Annotated in this window: 12 protein-coding genes; 7 read left to right on the top strand and 5 right to left on the bottom strand. The window is 54.3% G+C overall.

From position 1 onward, the window contains the following. The first annotated feature begins 85 nt into the window (after positions 1 to 85). Complete coding sequence (rph, locus tag JYB63_RS07895) at positions 86 to 856, top strand: ribonuclease PH (RefSeq protein WP_205657312.1); 771 nt, start codon at positions 86 to 88, stop codon at positions 854 to 856. Between the two features lie 93 nt (positions 857 to 949). Here rph and JYB63_RS07900 read toward each other — a convergent pair whose 3' ends face one another. From JYB63_RS07900 to JYB63_RS07910, 3 genes are all read right to left on the bottom strand, one after another. Further along, positions 950 to 2,350, bottom strand: coding sequence for a nicotinate phosphoribosyltransferase (locus JYB63_RS07900; RefSeq protein ID WP_205657313.1), 1,401 nt, complete (start codon positions 2,348 to 2,350; stop codon positions 950 to 952). A gap of 101 nt (positions 2,351 to 2,451) precedes the next feature. After that, positions 2,452 to 3,078, bottom strand: coding sequence for a DNA-3-methyladenine glycosylase family protein (locus JYB63_RS07905; RefSeq protein ID WP_205657314.1), 627 nt, complete (start codon positions 3,076 to 3,078; stop codon positions 2,452 to 2,454). 145 nt (positions 3,079 to 3,223) lie between these two features. Continuing rightward, positions 3,224 to 3,373, bottom strand: coding sequence for a hypothetical protein (locus JYB63_RS07910; RefSeq protein ID WP_205657315.1), 150 nt, complete (start codon positions 3,371 to 3,373; stop codon positions 3,224 to 3,226). Positions 3,374 to 3,481: 108 nt separating this feature from the next. Between JYB63_RS07910 and JYB63_RS07915 the strand changes: the two genes are divergently transcribed. Further along, positions 3,482 to 4,366, top strand: coding sequence for a LysR family transcriptional regulator (locus tag JYB63_RS07915; protein WP_205657316.1), 885 nt, complete (start codon positions 3,482 to 3,484; stop codon positions 4,364 to 4,366). Positions 4,367 to 4,666: 300 nt separating this feature from the next. On the opposite strand, the gene gcvA is transcribed toward JYB63_RS07915, so the two are convergent. Then, entirely contained in the window at positions 4,667 to 5,557 is an 891-nt protein-coding gene (gene gcvA / locus JYB63_RS07920) for a transcriptional regulator GcvA (protein ID WP_205657317.1), read from the bottom strand. Between the two features lie 353 nt (positions 5,558 to 5,910). Here gcvA and JYB63_RS07925 point away from each other — a divergent pair, with 353 nt between their 5' ends. The 3 genes from JYB63_RS07925 to JYB63_RS07935 all read left to right on the top strand — a co-directional run bounded on the left by JYB63_RS07925 (position 5,911) and on the right by JYB63_RS07935 (position 11,208). After that, positions 5,911 to 7,452, top strand: coding sequence for a trimethylamine methyltransferase family protein (locus JYB63_RS07925; RefSeq protein WP_205657318.1), 1,542 nt, complete (start codon positions 5,911 to 5,913; stop codon positions 7,450 to 7,452). Between the two features lie 103 nt (positions 7,453 to 7,555). After that, complete coding sequence (locus JYB63_RS07930; protein WP_205657319.1) at positions 7,556 to 9,979, top strand: FAD-dependent oxidoreductase; 2,424 nt, start codon at positions 7,556 to 7,558, stop codon at positions 9,977 to 9,979. Positions 9,980 to 10,173: 194 nt separating this feature from the next. Beyond that, positions 10,174 to 11,208 carry a GlxA family transcriptional regulator gene (locus JYB63_RS07935; RefSeq protein ID WP_205657320.1) on the top strand — a complete coding sequence of 345 codons (1,035 nt, stop codon included), beginning with the start codon at positions 10,174 to 10,176 and terminating at the stop codon, positions 11,206 to 11,208. Positions 11,209 to 11,226: 18 nt separating this feature from the next. On the opposite strand, the gene JYB63_RS07940 is transcribed toward JYB63_RS07935, so the two are convergent. Further along, a complete protein-coding gene (locus tag JYB63_RS07940; protein WP_205657321.1) occupies positions 11,227 to 12,135 on the bottom strand; it encodes a LysR substrate-binding domain-containing protein in 909 nt (302 codons plus the stop codon). Positions 12,136 to 12,340: 205 nt separating this feature from the next. Between JYB63_RS07940 and JYB63_RS07945 the strand changes: the two genes are divergently transcribed. Continuing rightward, the gene (locus JYB63_RS07945) at positions 12,341 to 14,791 is read left to right on the top strand and encodes a GcvT family protein (RefSeq protein WP_205657322.1); all 2,451 of its coding nucleotides are present in this window, start codon (positions 12,341 to 12,343) and stop codon (positions 14,789 to 14,791) included. A 168-nt stretch (positions 14,792 to 14,959) separates the two neighbouring features. Then, positions 14,960 to 15,604 (top strand): HD domain-containing protein, encoded by a 645-nt coding sequence (locus tag JYB63_RS07950; protein WP_205657323.1) that lies wholly within the window; start codon positions 14,960 to 14,962, stop codon positions 15,602 to 15,604. Positions 15,605 to 15,606: the final 2 nt, after the last annotated feature.

Genomic DNA, 15,606 nt, shown 5'->3' on the forward strand with positions numbered 1-15,606 from the left:
AGAATTCACATTTCCAAGACATTCTATCAGCCCGATTGGCTCGGCTCTATGTCGCAGCGCAACTCTAAGCAGAGATTTAGTATTCATGAGCTCTTCTATCTCCGATCAGTTACAAAACCTGGGTGTGGCGACGATTCGCCCAAGCAACCGCGACGCGGATCAGATGCGCGAGGTGAAAATCACCCGCCAGTACACTATGCATGCCGAAGGTTCGGTGCTGGTGGAGTTCGGTAATACCAAGGTGATTTGTACTGCATCGGTTGAGCGTGGTGTGCCACGTTTTCTGCGCGGCTCAGGTTCGGGCTGGGTAACCGCTGAATACGGCATGCTGCCACGGGCAACCGGCAGCCGCTGTGGCCGTGAAGCGGCCCGCGGTAAGCAGGGTGGCCGTACGCTGGAAATTCAGCGTCTGATTGGCCGTTCACTGCGTGCCTGTCTGAACCTGAACAAGCTGGGTGAAAACACTATTACTATTGATTGTGATGTCATTCAGGCGGACGGCGGAACCCGTACAGCATCAATCACCGGTGCCTATGTGGCGCTGATGGATGCGATTGCCTTCCTGAAAGCGGACAAGCACGGCGCTATGAAAGGCGATCCGGTTAAATATGCCATTGCTGCAGTGTCTGTGGGTATCTACAAAGGTGAGCCGGTACTGGATCTGGATTACGCAGAAGATTCCGATGCCGAAACCGATATGAACGTTGTGATGACGGATAAAGGCGGTTTTGTTGAAGTACAGGGCACTGCAGAAGGTGAGCCGTACTCTCGTGATGAGCTGAACGCGATGCTGGCACTGGCAGAGAAAGGCATTGCGGAAATTACCGCCATTCAGCAGGCGGCGCTGAAAAGCTAAACGTCGGATGAATGAATAAAAAAGGCTGAGGATGTGAATCCTCAGCTTTTTTTGTACCTGTGGCTTCTTGTCTGTGATTTTTTAATAGGCGGCTTAGCTGATTTCCTGCCGGGCCCGTTGGCGAACTTCATCAAAGCTGACGGTTTGCAGGACTTCGCCGTTGCGGAAAACCGGTGTTAGCAGGTTCGGCTGGTTGCCAAGATCGTTTTCGCGGATGGTTTGCAGTTCGCCTGTCTGGCTGCGGATAACCGCCAGACGGCCTTTTTTGGAGCGTTTGCCACTGTCAGTGACCGGGTCTTTATAAACATCCCTCCACTGGCCGGCAATGTTCACCGCCGAGGTTTTCATGGCGAAGTTGAGCGTATCGCGGTTGACCTTCTGCAACAGTTCGCCGCCCATACCGAAGGCGATGTTGTCGGCACTCAGGCCACGCTGTTCCATTTCTGCCAGAATCGCTGAAATGCTCAGGCGGGAGATGCCGTCCCCCTGTATGACCCGCACACAGTCCGGCAGTACCCGGAAGCCTTTGCTGTTGGTGTGGTAGCCGAAGACCTTCATCAGCCGTTCCAGCGTCTCACTGACCACGCTGACCGGATCACCGCTGTCGGGGCGGACCACCAGTGTACCGCCGCTTTCGGTGACAGCATCGTGCAGTTCCTGCCCCCATATATGGTCGATGGCGTGCCATAAATTGTAAGAATCACTGACGACTGCCACCAGTTTGCCGGGGCCGGCGAAGGCATCCAGCATGTTTTTATAGGCTGCGGCTTCGTTGTCTCGCCCCCAGGCAGTGATGGTGCTGTGCTCAGCAGCAGGAATGGAGAAGCCAGCCATGTCTGCACCGTAATATCGGCGTGCGGCCAGCAGGCCACTGATGGTGTCGGTGCCCATGAAATTCACCAGATGCGCTGCGCCACCGATGGCTGCGGATTCTTCACTGCTGGCCCCCCGCGCGCCGAAATCATGGAGTTTGAAGTCTAACCCGTCGCAGGTATCGGCGGTTTTCATCAGGGCGTGTTGAATGGTTTGGCGGCAGTGCCATGAAAGGGTTGCCACGGTCGTTGGGTACCACACGGCACGCAGCAGGGCGGTTTCGATGTAGCTGGTCAGCCAGGCACATTCAGGATCGGTGTTAATGACCTGCACCAGGGCCGTCTGCGTCGGGACCACGGAGCCTTCCGGCAGGGCCTGAATTTCCAGAGGCAGATAACCGTTGTGCTTCTCTATAATGTGTTGCCAACCGGCCTCATTGAAGGGCAGGCCATGGGCTTCAATGATGGTTTTTGCCTCATCGATATCTGCCGCCGTAATGGGCTTACTCAGATACTGCTGCAGGAACATCTGCAGGCCAAAGAACACGGTTTGTGTATATTCACCGCCACGGGCTTCTATATAGCTGGATACCAGGGTGGTTTCCGGCGGATATTGCCGGAAGTGTGAGGCCTTGTAGGAATCAGCATTAAGAATGATGTTAGCCGGGCTGAGGTCTGTCATGGGAAATCTCGCGAACCTGATTGTTGTGCTTGCGGGGGTATATTAAGAGAGTCCAACCCCTTCGTCACGCGAAGTTTAAAGAGTAGGGATGTACTGCCTGTTCAGACCGGCGCGCCGCGGTAATACATCCACAGGAACAGTGCACCGGCGCTGCGGTAAGGTGACCAGTGTGCGGTCATTGCGCGGGCTTCTTTTGCGCTGGGCTTGCCGTCCAGCCGCTTCAGTTTGCCAAGGGCGGTGACCACGGCGAGGTCTTCCGCGGGGAAAATGTCTTCCCGGCCCAGGGCGAACATCAGGTAGATTTCAGCACTCCAGCGGCCAAAGCCCCTCAGTTGAGTGATGGCGGCGATGGCTTCATCGTCCGGTAAATCTGCCAGTCCGTCGATATCCAGCTGGCCGGTGTTTACGGCCTCTGCCAGCCCGCGAATGTATTCAATTTTTCTGAAAGACAAACCCGCCGTCCGTAAGGCTTCATCGGAGTGGGCGTCAATACAGCTGGCCTGTAATGGTTGTGTGCCCTGTGTGGTGAGCAGGCTTTCTACCCGGCCCATGATGGCGGCCGCAGACTCTGTGGATAACTGTTGGCTGACAATAATATTCAGAAAGGTTCTGAACCCCGCCGGCCGGCTGCGGGGCGGCGGTGAGCCCAGTTCAGCAAACGCCCGGGCAATGTCGCTGTCCAGAAGCGCTAATGCCTGCAGACTGGTGTCGATCCGGGACTGATTCATGAATGTTCCTGCAGGGCTTTGTAGAGATTGTCATATAAGCAGGATAATCCGGCGAAGTAAAATGCGGTGTGCAGATCCGGCGTCGCCGTGCGGATGTACCGAAAATGGGCGTCAGGCCGCCCGGTATGCGGCCCGGTAAGGTTATTTATTTTTCCGGGCAGCAGGGGCAGCCTTTGTGTTCCAGCTCACGTATTGTTTGTTTTGGCCCCTTGGTCAGTGCCGCTTCCAGCAGGCGCAGGCTGCCGGTTGTCAGGTAATAGGTGTGGGCTATCTGCTGTTGATAACGTTGTTCCATGACTCACTCCTTAAAGCGTTGTCGTTCATCATGGGAATTACTCTATACTCATCCATAAATGATGATAATTGGCTATATTGGCAAATAATTAATCGAGAAATTCGAATAATGGATCATATCTCAGCAATCCGTGCTTTTACGCAGGTCGCGCGGCGGGAAAGTTTTTCCGCCGCTGCCCGGGACCTGAATACTGCCGCATCGGTGATCAGCCGTTACGTTAAAGAACTGGAAAGTGACCTGGGGGTGCGCTTGTTTACCCGTACCACCCGCAAAGTATCTTTAACGGAGGCCGGGCAGAATTTTCTGGTCAGGGCTGAAGCCTTACTGGATGATTTTGACGCCATGCGGGAAAGCACTCAGGCGCTGCACTCACAACCATCCGGAAGGCTGCGGGTGACTGCTCCGCTGGCACTGGGGCAAAACATACTGGCACCTCTGTTGCCGGAGTTTATGAAACGTTATCCAAAACTGGCGGTAAGCTTGCACTTTACCAATCAGGTGATTGATCTGGTGGAAGAAGGCTGTGATCTGGCGGTGCGTTTTGTGGCGCATCTGGAGGATTCCAGTCTGGTGGTCCGGAAGCTGGGAGAGTCGTCTTCATTGCTGTGTGCTACGCCAGCTTATCTGGCCGAAGCCGCTGTATTGCAGTCACCGGACGATCTGCCAGCCCACAGCTGCGTACTTTTCTGTGATGACGGCTCCAGCAGTTGGGAGCTGGCATCCCCGTCCGGGGAGCCTTTGAACATCAGAGTGAACGGCAGGTTGTCAGTGAACAGTATGGAGGCGGCCCGCACAGCGGCGCTGGGGGATCTGGGGATCAGCTTATTGCCGGAGTTTCTGATTCGGGAAGATCTGAAAAAAGGCACCCTGAAAGCGCTGCTGACAGAATTTTCGCCACCGGCAACGCCTTTCTATTTAGTCTATCCGCAGCGGCAGTTTTTGCCGATGAAGGTACGGTGTTTTATCGATTTCTGTGTTGAAAAGCTGAGCTGATGTCGCAGGAAAAGGTGATTTAAGGAATTTAGCTGTTCAGATTTGCCGTGCTGCAGGCCACGGCTGGCGGGTAATTAAGCAACTGCTTATTAAAAATCTATATGCATCTATAAGAAATACTCGTTAGGCAAGTGCCGCCGCTTCCGGTAGCTTATGATGAGGTACGGAGCGTACCGTAATCCGTTACGGCGTTTTGTGCTGTCTACTTCAATTTGTTGTACATCTTTATACACCCGGGCCTGCCTGGAGTTTGCTGAGACTGCTCTTAAAGGTCAGCAAATTTCCTGCCCGGGATTTTTTTCAGATTTCCAGATTTGCATGGGTCAGCAGCCAGTCGCGGAACGCGATGATGCTGGGGTTGTTGGCGTTTTTGCTTGGATAAGCCAGGTGATAGGCCCAGCGGCTGACGAAGGTCTCATCAAATAACCTCACCAGATGCCCTGCTGCCAGATGATCCGACACCAGCGCGGTGGAACACATGGCCACGCCCTGACCGTCTATCGCCGCCTGCATCAGTACGTTACTGTCATCAAGAATGCTGCCCCTACGTGGATTTACGCCATCCGCCCCTACCTGCAACAGCCACTGTGTCCAGGTGTAGTAATCGAGATCGTGCAGCAGTGGCAGATCCGCGAACTGGTGGGGAGAGGTAATCTCACCATGCCGGTGGAGAAACGCCGGGCTGCATACCGGGAAGAAGTCCAGATGGATGATCGGATAGGCTTCCAGACCGGGCCATTCACCGTTGCCAAAGGTGATACAGATGTCTACATCAGTCGTATCGAAATCGGCGATGACCTGCGAATAGTTAAACGACAGATCGATTTCCGGATATTGCTGGCTGAATTCCGGAAGTCGCGGTGACATCCATTTTGCGGCAAAAGCTGATCCCATCCGCAGTTTCAGCGACTGGCGGTTATGTTCCTGTAACAGGCCGCTGATAGCCGCGTCCATTTCATCAAAGCATTTGCTGAGTTTGTGCATCAGCTCTTCGCCGGGTTCAGTCAGTTCCAGCTTGCGGGGGTAACGCACGAACAGTGGCGTCTGCAAATATTCTTCGAGGGATTTTACCTGATGGCTGATGGCCGCCTGGGTGACGTGCAGTTCTTCCGCCGCCAGGGTGAAGCTGAGGCGTCGGGAAGCTGCTTCAAAGGCTTTCATGCTGTTCAGCGGTGGGAGACGTCGGGCCATAGGCAGTTTTTATTCCCAATTGTTATGAGGTTTACGTGTTTCAGTCTGTTTATTTATTAAACAGTTGTCCGGTGCTCGCTAAGTATCCGTATTTTTCCCTGCAGGGGGTATGCGCTGTATCAATATTCTGCTGGTTTTTGGGCAAATAGATTTGGCGCTACAGTTTTTTGCTCATGATATCAATGACTTATGTTAAGTGCTTTCGGATTAGTTTATCTAATCCGTGGGTAAGAATATATCAATTGTGAATTCAGCTGTGAAGGAGGAATATTTTCTCGAATACGACCTTAGAGTAGTTAAAAAGCGACCTGACAGGTCGTAAATAATAAGAAGTTTAAATATCAGGAGTGATCATGGCACGTAGATCTGGTGGTAGAAAGGCGATGCTGGCGCTGCGCAGTAAGCCGCTTGATAAAGATTCCAAGCCGGTTCTGCCCGGTGAAACCGGCGGGACATACCAGCCGCTGACCCAGGCGGATATGGAAGCGGTTGCTGAGACTGCTTTCAAAATTCTGGAAGAAGTTGGCTTTTCTCAGGCGACGCCACACTGCATTGAAACCTGTCAGAAAGTCGGCGCGGTTGTTGGTGAGGACGGCCGTTTACGGTTCCCCCGTGCTGTCGTTGAAGATGCGATGAATAAGGCTGACCGTAATCTGAAACTCTACGCTCAGGACCCGGAGTTCGATCTGGATCTGAGTGGCCAGCGGGTACACTTTTCAACGGCAGGTGCGGCGGTAATGATCGCTGATCCGATGAAGAACGAATACCGTGATTCTACCGCCAGAGATCTGTATGACATGGCGCGGATCATTGATAACTGCGAACACATTCATATGTTCCAGCGTACCTGTGTATTGCGGGATATTGCTGATCCCCGGGAACTGGACCTGAACACCACTTACCTGTCTGTTATGGGGACTACCAAACACGTGGGTACCAGTTTTACCGAAGCGGATCATGTGGATGAAACCATCGACATGCTGGAACTGATTGCCGGTGGTGAAGAGCAGTGGCGTGCCCGTCCGTTCGTGAGCATGTCTAACTGCTTTGTTGTACCGCCGATGAAGTTTGCTGAAGAGTCGCTGGAATGTCTGCGGGTCGGTGTGGAGCGCGGTATGCCAGTACTGCTGCTGTCGGCTGGTCAGGCGGGTGCAACCGCACCGGCGATGCTGGCGGGTACTGTGGCGCAGGCCTGGGCGGAATGTCTGGGTGGTCTGGTGTACGTGAATGCCATCCGTCCGGGTGCGCCGGCGATTATCGGTACCTGGCCGTTTGTCAGTGACCTGCGTACCGGTGCCATGAGCGGCGGTTCCCCTGAACAGGGCCTGCTGTCGGCAGCCTGCGCTCAGATGGGTAAGTACTTTGATCTGCCAACCGGTACCGCGGCGGGGATGAGTGACTCTAAGTTCCCGGATTATCAGGCCGGTGCTGAGCGGGGTTACACCGCATCCGCGGCGGCGATGGCCGGTGCCAACATCATTTATGAGTCCGGCGGTATGTATGCCAGCCTGCTGGGTGTTTGCCCGGAATCTTACCTGATGGATAACGATGTACTAGGTGCCTGTATGCGTATGACTAAGGGCATTAAGGTCGATGAAGCGTCCCTGAGCTTCGATACCCTTAAGGAAGTGTGTCTGAATGATCTGGGTCACTACCTGGGGTCCAGCCAGACCCTGTCAGTGATGCAGTCTGAATATATTTATCCGGTGATGAGTGACCGTGACAGCCCGAACGTGTGGCAGGAAAAGGGTAAGCCGGTGCTGCTGGAAAAAGCCATTGAGAAGAAGAACACCATTCTCAGCACGTATTTCCCGAAACACATCAGTGATGAAGTGGATCAGGTTATCCGTGAGCGCTACACCATTCATATTCCGGCATCGGAAATGGGCCGTTAAATATTCTGCAGGCAGCATGACTGCCTGTTAATGGCGGCCTGCACAGTGTGTGCGGGTCGCCGTTCTGCCTTTCAACGGGCATGAATTTAAGGAGAAGAATTGTATGCAGTCAACAGCAAGAGTTGTTATCGTCGGCGGTGGTTCACTGGGTGTGAACCTCATGTATCACCTGACTAAAGAAGGCTGGACCGACGTTCTGTTGATCGAAAAGGGTGAGCTTACCTCCGGCTCAACCTGGCACGCGGCGGGTCTGTGTCCGAACTTTAACGGTAATCACACCCTGTCGAAGATCCACGAATACACCATCAAGCTTTACGATGAGATCATTCCCCGTGAAACCGGTCTGCCGTCAACCTTCCACCGTACCGGCAGTCTGCGGGTAGGTTACACCGAGGTTGAAGAACAGTGGTTCCGTAACGTGATCAGCCGTTCCCGTAACGTGGGCTGTGAAATGCGCTTCATCAGCCGTGAAGAAGCCAAAGAAGTTAATCCGCTGATGAACTTCGATAACGCCCGTTGCATTCTGTACACGCCGAATGACGGTCACATCGATCCGACCTCCATCGTTATGCCACTGGGTCAGCTGGCCCGCGAAAACGGTGCCAAAGTGTCCCGTTTCAACCGGGTGATTGATATCAACCTGCTACCAAGCGGTGAATACGAAGTTATTACTGAGAAAGGCACGGTCATTGCCGAGCACGTGGTAAACGCCGGTGGCTGTTTCGCACCGGAAGTCGGCCGCATGGTGGGCGTACATATTCCTATCGTGAATCTGGAACACCAGTATCTGGTAACCGATGATCACCCTGAAGTGGCTAAGCTGGCCCGTGAAATGCCCGTTACCCGTGATTCCTGGGCGGCCAGTTATATCCGTCAGGAAGGTAATGGCTTCCTGATTGGTCCGTATGAAACCTCAGGTGCCAAGCCATGGGCGCTGGAAGGCATGGACTGGGACTTCGACCGTGGTCTGTTCCCGGGCGATCTGGTCCGTATCATGCCGTTCCTGGAACGTTGTATGGAACTGGTGCCGGGCTTCAGTGAAGTGGGTATCCGTACCATCATCAACGGTGCGATCACCCACACCCCGGATGATAACTTCCTGGTAGGTCCTGCGAAGGGGCTGCGTAATTTCTGGAACCTGTGTGGTGCGTCTATCGGTATTGCCCAGGGCGGTATCGGTAAGTATCTGGCGCAGTGGATGGTGCACGGTCAGACAGAACTGAACATGGCGTCACTGGACAGCCGCCGTTTTGATACCTGGGCCGATAAGAACTACTGCATCACCCGGGCGATCGAATCTTACGAGCGTATGTATTCCTTCGGTGCGCCGAACGACAACCGTCCGCACGGCCGTCCGATGCGAGTCAGTCCGATGCACACCCTGCTGGCACAGAAAGGTGCTGTGCATGTGGTGAATACCGGTTACGAGAAACCTTCCTGGTTCACTACTGATGAGATCCGTGGCGAAACCCATAACTGGGCGCACAGTGAAGCACACGCTGCCGTGGCAGAAGAATGTGCTGCTGTACAGAACGCTTGTGGTATCGCTGACCTGAGCGGTACGGCGAAGTTTGTGGTGAAAGGTCCGGATGCATTTGCCTTCCTGGATAAGCTGTCCTGTAACAAGCTGCCGGCGAAAGACGGCCGTATCACCCTGACCCTGTTCCACGCTGAAAACGGCGGCATCATGGCTGAACAAACCATCAGCCGGATCGCCGAAGATCACTTCATTCTGATGGGCGCAATTGGCTCGCAGGTGAAAGATTACCAGTGGATGGAATGGCACAAAGAAGGCTATGACGTCACCATCGAAGATATCACCGAGTCCTGGGGTGGCCTGTTACTGACCGGTCCTAAGGCCCGTGAAATCCTTCAGGAGCACCTGGACGAAGAGGAAGATATCAGCAACGCCGGTTTCCCGTGGTTGTCCTGCCGGATGATTCAGGTGGACTCAGCGGAAGTATTCGCCATGCGGGTTTCTTACGCTGGTGAGCTGGGCTGGGAGCTGCACATGCCGACCTGGCAGGTGCTGTCTATCTATGAATCCCTGTTCCACAACGGTGAAGCGCTGGGTCTGCGTGACTTCGGTGGCATGGCCATGAACTCCATGCGGATGGAAAAAGGCTACCGTGCTTACGGCCATGAATTCACTGAGGAAATTTCCGGTGCAGAAGCCTGCATGGATCGCTTCATGGATCTGAGCCGGGACTTTATCGGTGCTGAAAATATCCGTGAACGTCAGCAAAACGGACTGGAAATGGTAAACGCCTATCTGGTGTTTGATGACGATATTCCAGCGGAATGCTTCGGTAACGAAGCGGTCTGGGTTGACGGTGAAGTTACCGGTCTAACCACCGGTGGTGCGTTTGGCCACCGTGTCGGTAAGAGCCTGGCATTTGCCTACGTGAAACCTGAACACAACGTCACCGGCCAGCAGGTCATGGTGGAAACCTCTCTGGGTGAGCGTAAAGCCCACGTTGAGATGATGCCTGCCTACGATCCGAAGAACGAGCGTCTGCGGGTCTGATCGCCGGTATTCTGCAAACGGGAACAGCACCGCTGTTCCCGTCACAGATCACCCGGACATGCACTGGAAACAGTGCTTCTGCATAAGGCTTTCTGTTGCGGGAAGCCTTATGCAGAAGAAATTTACACTGCCGTCACGACGGCCATCTTCCGGATAAAAATAGTCGGATTAAGATACTTTTGGAGACAATAATAATGAGCCAAAAAAAGATCGGATTTTTGCTGTTAGACCGCTTCAGCATGTTGTCATTCACATCTGCGCTTGAGCCGCTTGAGGTTGCCAATCAGGTCGCGGAAGAATGTCTCTATGAGTACTTCACCGCGACGGTTGACGGCGAAAAAGTTCGGGCGTCCACCGGCGTAACTACCGTGCCGGATTTCAGCATCGCTGAGCTGATTGCCAGCAAAGCCATTGATACGCTGATTGTTGTCGGCGGCTCCGAAGTCCCTGAACTGACCAATATGCTGGTGGCGCGTTTACAGCGCTGTACAGCCAGTGGTGTTTCGCTGGGTGGGGTTGCCAGCGGTGTGGTGGCACTGGCAAAAGCCGGTTTCTATGATGGCCAGAGCTGCAGCGTGCAGCGTGAGTTTTCTACCGTTCTGCAGGAAGAACGGCCACGGGTGGCGGTTACCCTGAAGCCGTTTACTACCGGCGGTGCGCGATTCAGCTGTGCCGGCGGTTGCGCAATGCTGGAACTGATGATTAACCGGATTGCTGATGATCAGGGCCAGGAACTGGCGCAGTCGGTTGCTGAAGCGCTGATGTTTGAATCGTCCATGATGGAACAGTCTGTTCATCTGCCAGACCCGGTGAAGCTCAGCCAGCCGAAACTGGCGGAAATTATCGCCCTGATGGAAGCCAATCTGGAAGAGCCGTTATCCCTGACAGAGCTGGCCGGTTATGTAGGTATTTCCCGCCGGCATCTGGAGCGGATCTTTAAGAAGCATCTGGACTGTACGCCGCTGAAGTACTACATCAAGCTGCGTTTACTGGCGGCCCGTCAGTTGCTCAAGCAAACCTCCCGGCCGATCATCGATGTGGCGGCAGCCTGTGGGTTTGTCTCGGCGGCGCATTTCAGCAAATGCTACAAAGCGCACATGCATATCACCCCTAAGGCCGAGCGTCAGGGAAAAGCGGTGCCAATTGAAGCGGCTGTGGTTACGCCGGTCAGCGATATTCCCGCAGCACTGCTGTACAACAGTTTCCACAGCGCACAAATGCGCTTCTGAAAAAAAATATGTCCGTAATCAGGGATGCTTGCTGATATCCAGCAGCATCCAGCGGACAAACGCCTCAATATCCGGCTGTGGCCGGGTATCTTTCCGGTAGGTCAGACCCCATTCCCCCAGGTTGCTTACCGCGTGTTCACTGGGATGGATCAGCCGACCGGCTTTCAAGTCTTTATCCGCAAACGGGCCGTTCAGCAGGGCAATGCCTTCCCCGTCCATCGCCATTTCCAGAGCAATGGCGGTACTGTCGGTGCTGAGAGGGCGATTCGGTTGTGAGGCGCAAAACCCTGCTGCCTCAAACCAGTCCTGCCACTGCCAGCGTTCGGATGTCACCGTGATCAGTGGGTATTGAAGTATTTCTTCCGGCTGCAGATCCGTCTGATGATTCACCAGCGAAGGGTGGCATACCGGTCGCAGTGCAGGCCTGATCAGCGGCTCCCATGCCAGATGGGATGGCGCCGCGGAACGGTTGAAAATCAGCCCTATATCCGCATTGGTTTCGTCAAAGTCCTGTTCTTCAATACTCGAGATCAGCTGCAGTTCAATGTCTGGATGGGCTGCCCGGAAACGGCTCAGCCGGTGTGACAGCCAGCGGATAGATACCGAAATGTAGGTCTGAATTCTCAGGGGTTTGACGGCCGCACTGCGGCGCAGCATTTCGCTGCCATTGATCAGTTCTTCCAGTGCCCGCCGGGCGATCGGATAAAAGCGTTCACCTTCCGGGGTCAGTACCATCTGCCGGCCTTTGCGGTTGAAAAGCTTAACCCCAAGATTTATTTCCAGTGAAAGCACCTGATGGCTGATCGCAGGGTGGCTAAGATTAAGTTCCTGAGCGGCTTTGCGAAAACTCAGTAAGCGGGCTGTCGCCTCAAAGCCACTGAGGGTTTTCAGCGGTGGCAGCTTGCGGTGATTGATGGCTTTTTCCATAACAGAAACCGGCTCGGGAAGAAGAATGTTTAATGGTAATAAAACTTACCATAAAGAAGATATTTATCAATTGTGAGAGGTTTTTCCTCTGTGTCATTATGGCGGCTATTCACTGCTGCAAAGCAGGCTCTGCAGGTCGCCAGCCCGGCAAGGTTTTCATCGCCGGCAGGTGTCAGATAAAAGCAATAAAAACAGGATTTGAGTGATGACTGAAGAAACAACCCAGGCACCTTTGCCGGCAAAAGCTGAAGTGGTAATTATTGGTGGCGGTATCGTCGGTACCTCTATTGCTTATCATCTGACCAAACGTGGCGTAAGTGACGTGGTATTGCTGGAACGTCAGCAACTGACCTGCGGTACCACCTGGCATGCTGCCGGTCTGGTGAGCATGCTGTGGCCAACCCCGACCCTGACTAATCTGGCGAAATACAGCCACGAACTGTATGCCAGCCTGGAAGAAGAAACCGGCCAGGCCACCGGCTATGCCCGTATCGGCTCGCTGTCCATTGCCCGTTCTGAAGAGCGTCTGGAAGAACTCAAGCGTACCGCATCCATGGCGAAGGTATTCGGTGTGGATTCTGAAATGATCGACAACGAACGTCTGGCGGAACTGTATCCGGGCATCAACACTGACGGTGTGGTGGGCACCCTGTACATTGAAAAAGATGGCCAGACCAACCCGATTGATACCACCATGGCGCTGGCAAAAGGCGCGAAAATGGGCGGTGCCAACATCCGTGAGAAAACCAAGGTCACCGACATCATCGTTGAAGATGGCAAAGCCGTGGGCGTGAAGACCGATGCCGGTGAAATCCGTGCGGATAAGGTCATTCTCTGCGGCGGAATGTGGTCACGGGATATCGCTGCCAAAATCGGTGTGGATCTGCCCCTGTATGCCTGCGAACACTACTACGTAGTGACCGATGAAATGGAATCCATGAGCAAGCGTCCGGTACTCCGGGACTTCGACAAGGGCGTTTACTTCAAGGAAGACGCTGGTAAGTTACTGGTCGGCTGGTTTGAGCATAACGCCAAGGGCCTGCCGATGAGCCGTATTCAGGAAGACTTCTGTTTCGACCAGTTCCCGTGTGAAATGGATCACATTGAAGAGTACCTGATGCGCGGTATGGAGACGCTACCGGCCTTCGGTGAAGCGGGTATCCGTACCTGGTTTAACGGCCCGGAAAGTTTCACCAGCGATAACCTGCACCTGTTGGGCCCAACCCCGGAAGTGGATAACTTCTTCGTCGCCTGTGGTCTGAACTCTAAAGGCATTGGTGCCGGCGGTGGCCTGGGTAAACTGATGGCTGACTGGATCATCGATGGCTATCCGTCCGGTGATATCACCGAATGTGACGTACGTCGTCACCACCCGGTACAGCGTACCCAGAGCTACGTTGAACAGCGTATTCCGGAAGCACTGGGTCACACCTATGCCATGCACTGGCCGTTCTATCAGTACCACACCGCCCGGGATATCCAGCATTCACCGCTGCATAACGAACTGGCTGAAGCCGGTGCCTGTTTCGGTGAAGTGGGCGGCTATGAGCGTGCCAACTGGTTCGCCCGTAACGGCGCCAAAGCGGAGTATGAATACAGCTACAAGCGTCAGAACTGGTTTGATTTCTACCGTGACGAGCATCTGGCAACCCGTGAAAGCGTGGGTATGTACGACATTTCTTCATTCGGTAAGTTTGAAGTGGTGGGTAAAGATGCCATGGCGACTTTGCAGCGTCTCAGCTGTGCGGATATAGACGTGCCTGAAGGCAAGCTGGTGTATACCCAGTGGCTGAACGAGCGCGGTGGTATTGAGGCGGATCTGACCATTGCCCGGATGGGCGCTGAGCGCTTCTGGGTCACCACCGGTATCGGTTCATTTAACCGTGACTGGTGGCACCTGAAACGTAACCTGTTGGGTGATAGCCAGCTGACAGATGTTAGCCAGCAGTTTGCCTGTCTGTCAGTACAGGGCCCGAATGCCCGTAAGGTACTGGAGAAAATCACCGAAACGGATCTGAGTGCCGACGGCTTTATCTTCAGCACCGGGCGCTATGCGCAGATGGCCGGTGTGGAAGTCTGGCTGCAGCGGATTAGCTACGTGGGTGAACTGGGCTGGGAGATTATGGTACCGGCGGCGGATGCTGCAAAGGTTTACCACGCGATCCATCAGGCCGGTGCAGAATACGAGCTGTGCAATGTGGGTCTGCATGCGCTGAACAGCCTACGTCTGGAGAAAGGTTTCCGTCACTGGGGCCATGATATCGCCTCTGAAGACAACCTGATTCAGGCGGGCCTTGGTTTCACTGCCAAGCCGGACGCCAGCGACTTTATCGGCCGCGAAGCCTTTATGGCGCAGAAAGCTGCCGGTCTGCCGGATCGCCGCCTGGTGCAGTTCAAACTGAATGACCCTGAGCCGCTGCTGTATCACAACGAGCCGATTCTGATGGACGGTAACGTGGTGGGTTACCTGACGTCCGGTATGTATGGTCACTCGGTGGGTGGTGCCATCGGCATGGGGTATGTGAATGCGCCGAACCTGACCGCTGATGCGCTGGCGGCTGCCAGGTTCGAGATCGAAGTGGCACTGGAGCCGGTCAGTGCGACTGCTTCGTTGCGTGGTCTGTACGATCCGAAAGGCGAACGGATGAAGATGTAACAGGTAAGACCCGGACAGTTGCCGGCTGTGCTGAGCCGCAACTGTTCCTGCTCACCCCCTGTGTTCTGTGCTACACAGGTTTTTGCCCGGTACTTCGTAAGGAGCACCGGGCTTTTTGTTTTCTGCTGTCCGGTGAGGAATAATGCTGAAAAATCCCCGGATCAGATCATGAATCAACAGCCAGTGACAGACTTTGAAGCGCAGTTCGCGACTTTTATTCAGGCGGAAATGACCACCGATACGGCACATGACTTTAATCACGTGTTGCGGGTGGTGAAGACCGCCCGGCAGCTGTGCGCAGCGGAGCAGGCACAGGCTGAAGTGGTGATGCCCGCCGCCTGGCTACATGACTGTTTTACGTATCCAAAAGACCATCCGCAACGGCGGTTAAGTTCGCAACAGGCCGCCGATAAAGCCTGCCGGTTTCTGCAGGAGATCGGTTATCCACAGGTTTGGCATGATGCCATTCATCATGCCATTGTAGCGCACAGTTTCAGTGCCGGAATTCCGGCAGAAACCCTGGAAGCTCAGATCGTGCAGGATGCCGACCGGCTCGACTCGCTGGGGGCGGTTGGCATTGTCCGTACCCTGCAGGTGGGTACCGGGTTGCAGCGGGCTCTGTATCAGCCGGATGATCCGTTCTGTGAATCGCGGGCGCCGGATGACAGCCAGTTCACCCTGGATCACTTTTACACTAAGTTATTGCGGCTGGCCGATACCATGAATACCGCAGCCGCCAGAGCAGAGGCCCGGCGGCGTACTGACTATATGGAAGGTTTTCTGCAACAGCTGCACAGTGAAATATCCACTTAGTA

Origin of the sequence: Aliamphritea spongicola (genome assembly GCF_017051665.1) — a bacterium.
Lineage (GTDB): Bacteria > Pseudomonadota > Gammaproteobacteria > Pseudomonadales > Balneatricaceae > Amphritea > Amphritea spongicola.

Coding starts and splice junctions, on each gene's coding strand:
- rph (WP_205657312.1), top strand. CDS start 86: ATGAGCTCTTCTATCTCCGATCAGTTACAAAACCTGGGTGTGGCGACG.
- JYB63_RS07905 (WP_205657314.1), bottom strand. CDS start 3,078: ATGAATCAGTCCCGGATCGACACCAGTCTGCAGGCATTAGCGCTTCTG.
- JYB63_RS07940 (WP_205657321.1), bottom strand. CDS start 12,135: ATGGAAAAAGCCATCAATCACCGCAAGCTGCCACCGCTGAAAACCCTC.
- JYB63_RS07900 (WP_205657313.1), bottom strand. CDS start 2,350: ATGACAGACCTCAGCCCGGCTAACATCATTCTTAATGCTGATTCCTAC.
- JYB63_RS07945 (WP_205657322.1), top strand. CDS start 12,341: ATGACTGAAGAAACAACCCAGGCACCTTTGCCGGCAAAAGCTGAAGTG.
- JYB63_RS07925 (WP_205657318.1), top strand. CDS start 5,911: ATGGCACGTAGATCTGGTGGTAGAAAGGCGATGCTGGCGCTGCGCAGT.
- JYB63_RS07910 (WP_205657315.1), bottom strand. CDS start 3,373: ATGGAACAACGTTATCAACAGCAGATAGCCCACACCTATTACCTGACA.
- JYB63_RS07950 (WP_205657323.1), top strand. CDS start 14,960: ATGAATCAACAGCCAGTGACAGACTTTGAAGCGCAGTTCGCGACTTTT.
- JYB63_RS07915 (WP_205657316.1), top strand. CDS start 3,482: ATGGATCATATCTCAGCAATCCGTGCTTTTACGCAGGTCGCGCGGCGG.
- JYB63_RS07930 (WP_205657319.1), top strand. CDS start 7,556: ATGCAGTCAACAGCAAGAGTTGTTATCGTCGGCGGTGGTTCACTGGGT.
- gcvA (WP_205657317.1), bottom strand. CDS start 5,557: ATGGCCCGACGTCTCCCACCGCTGAACAGCATGAAAGCCTTTGAAGCA.
- JYB63_RS07935 (WP_205657320.1), top strand. CDS start 10,174: ATGAGCCAAAAAAAGATCGGATTTTTGCTGTTAGACCGCTTCAGCATG.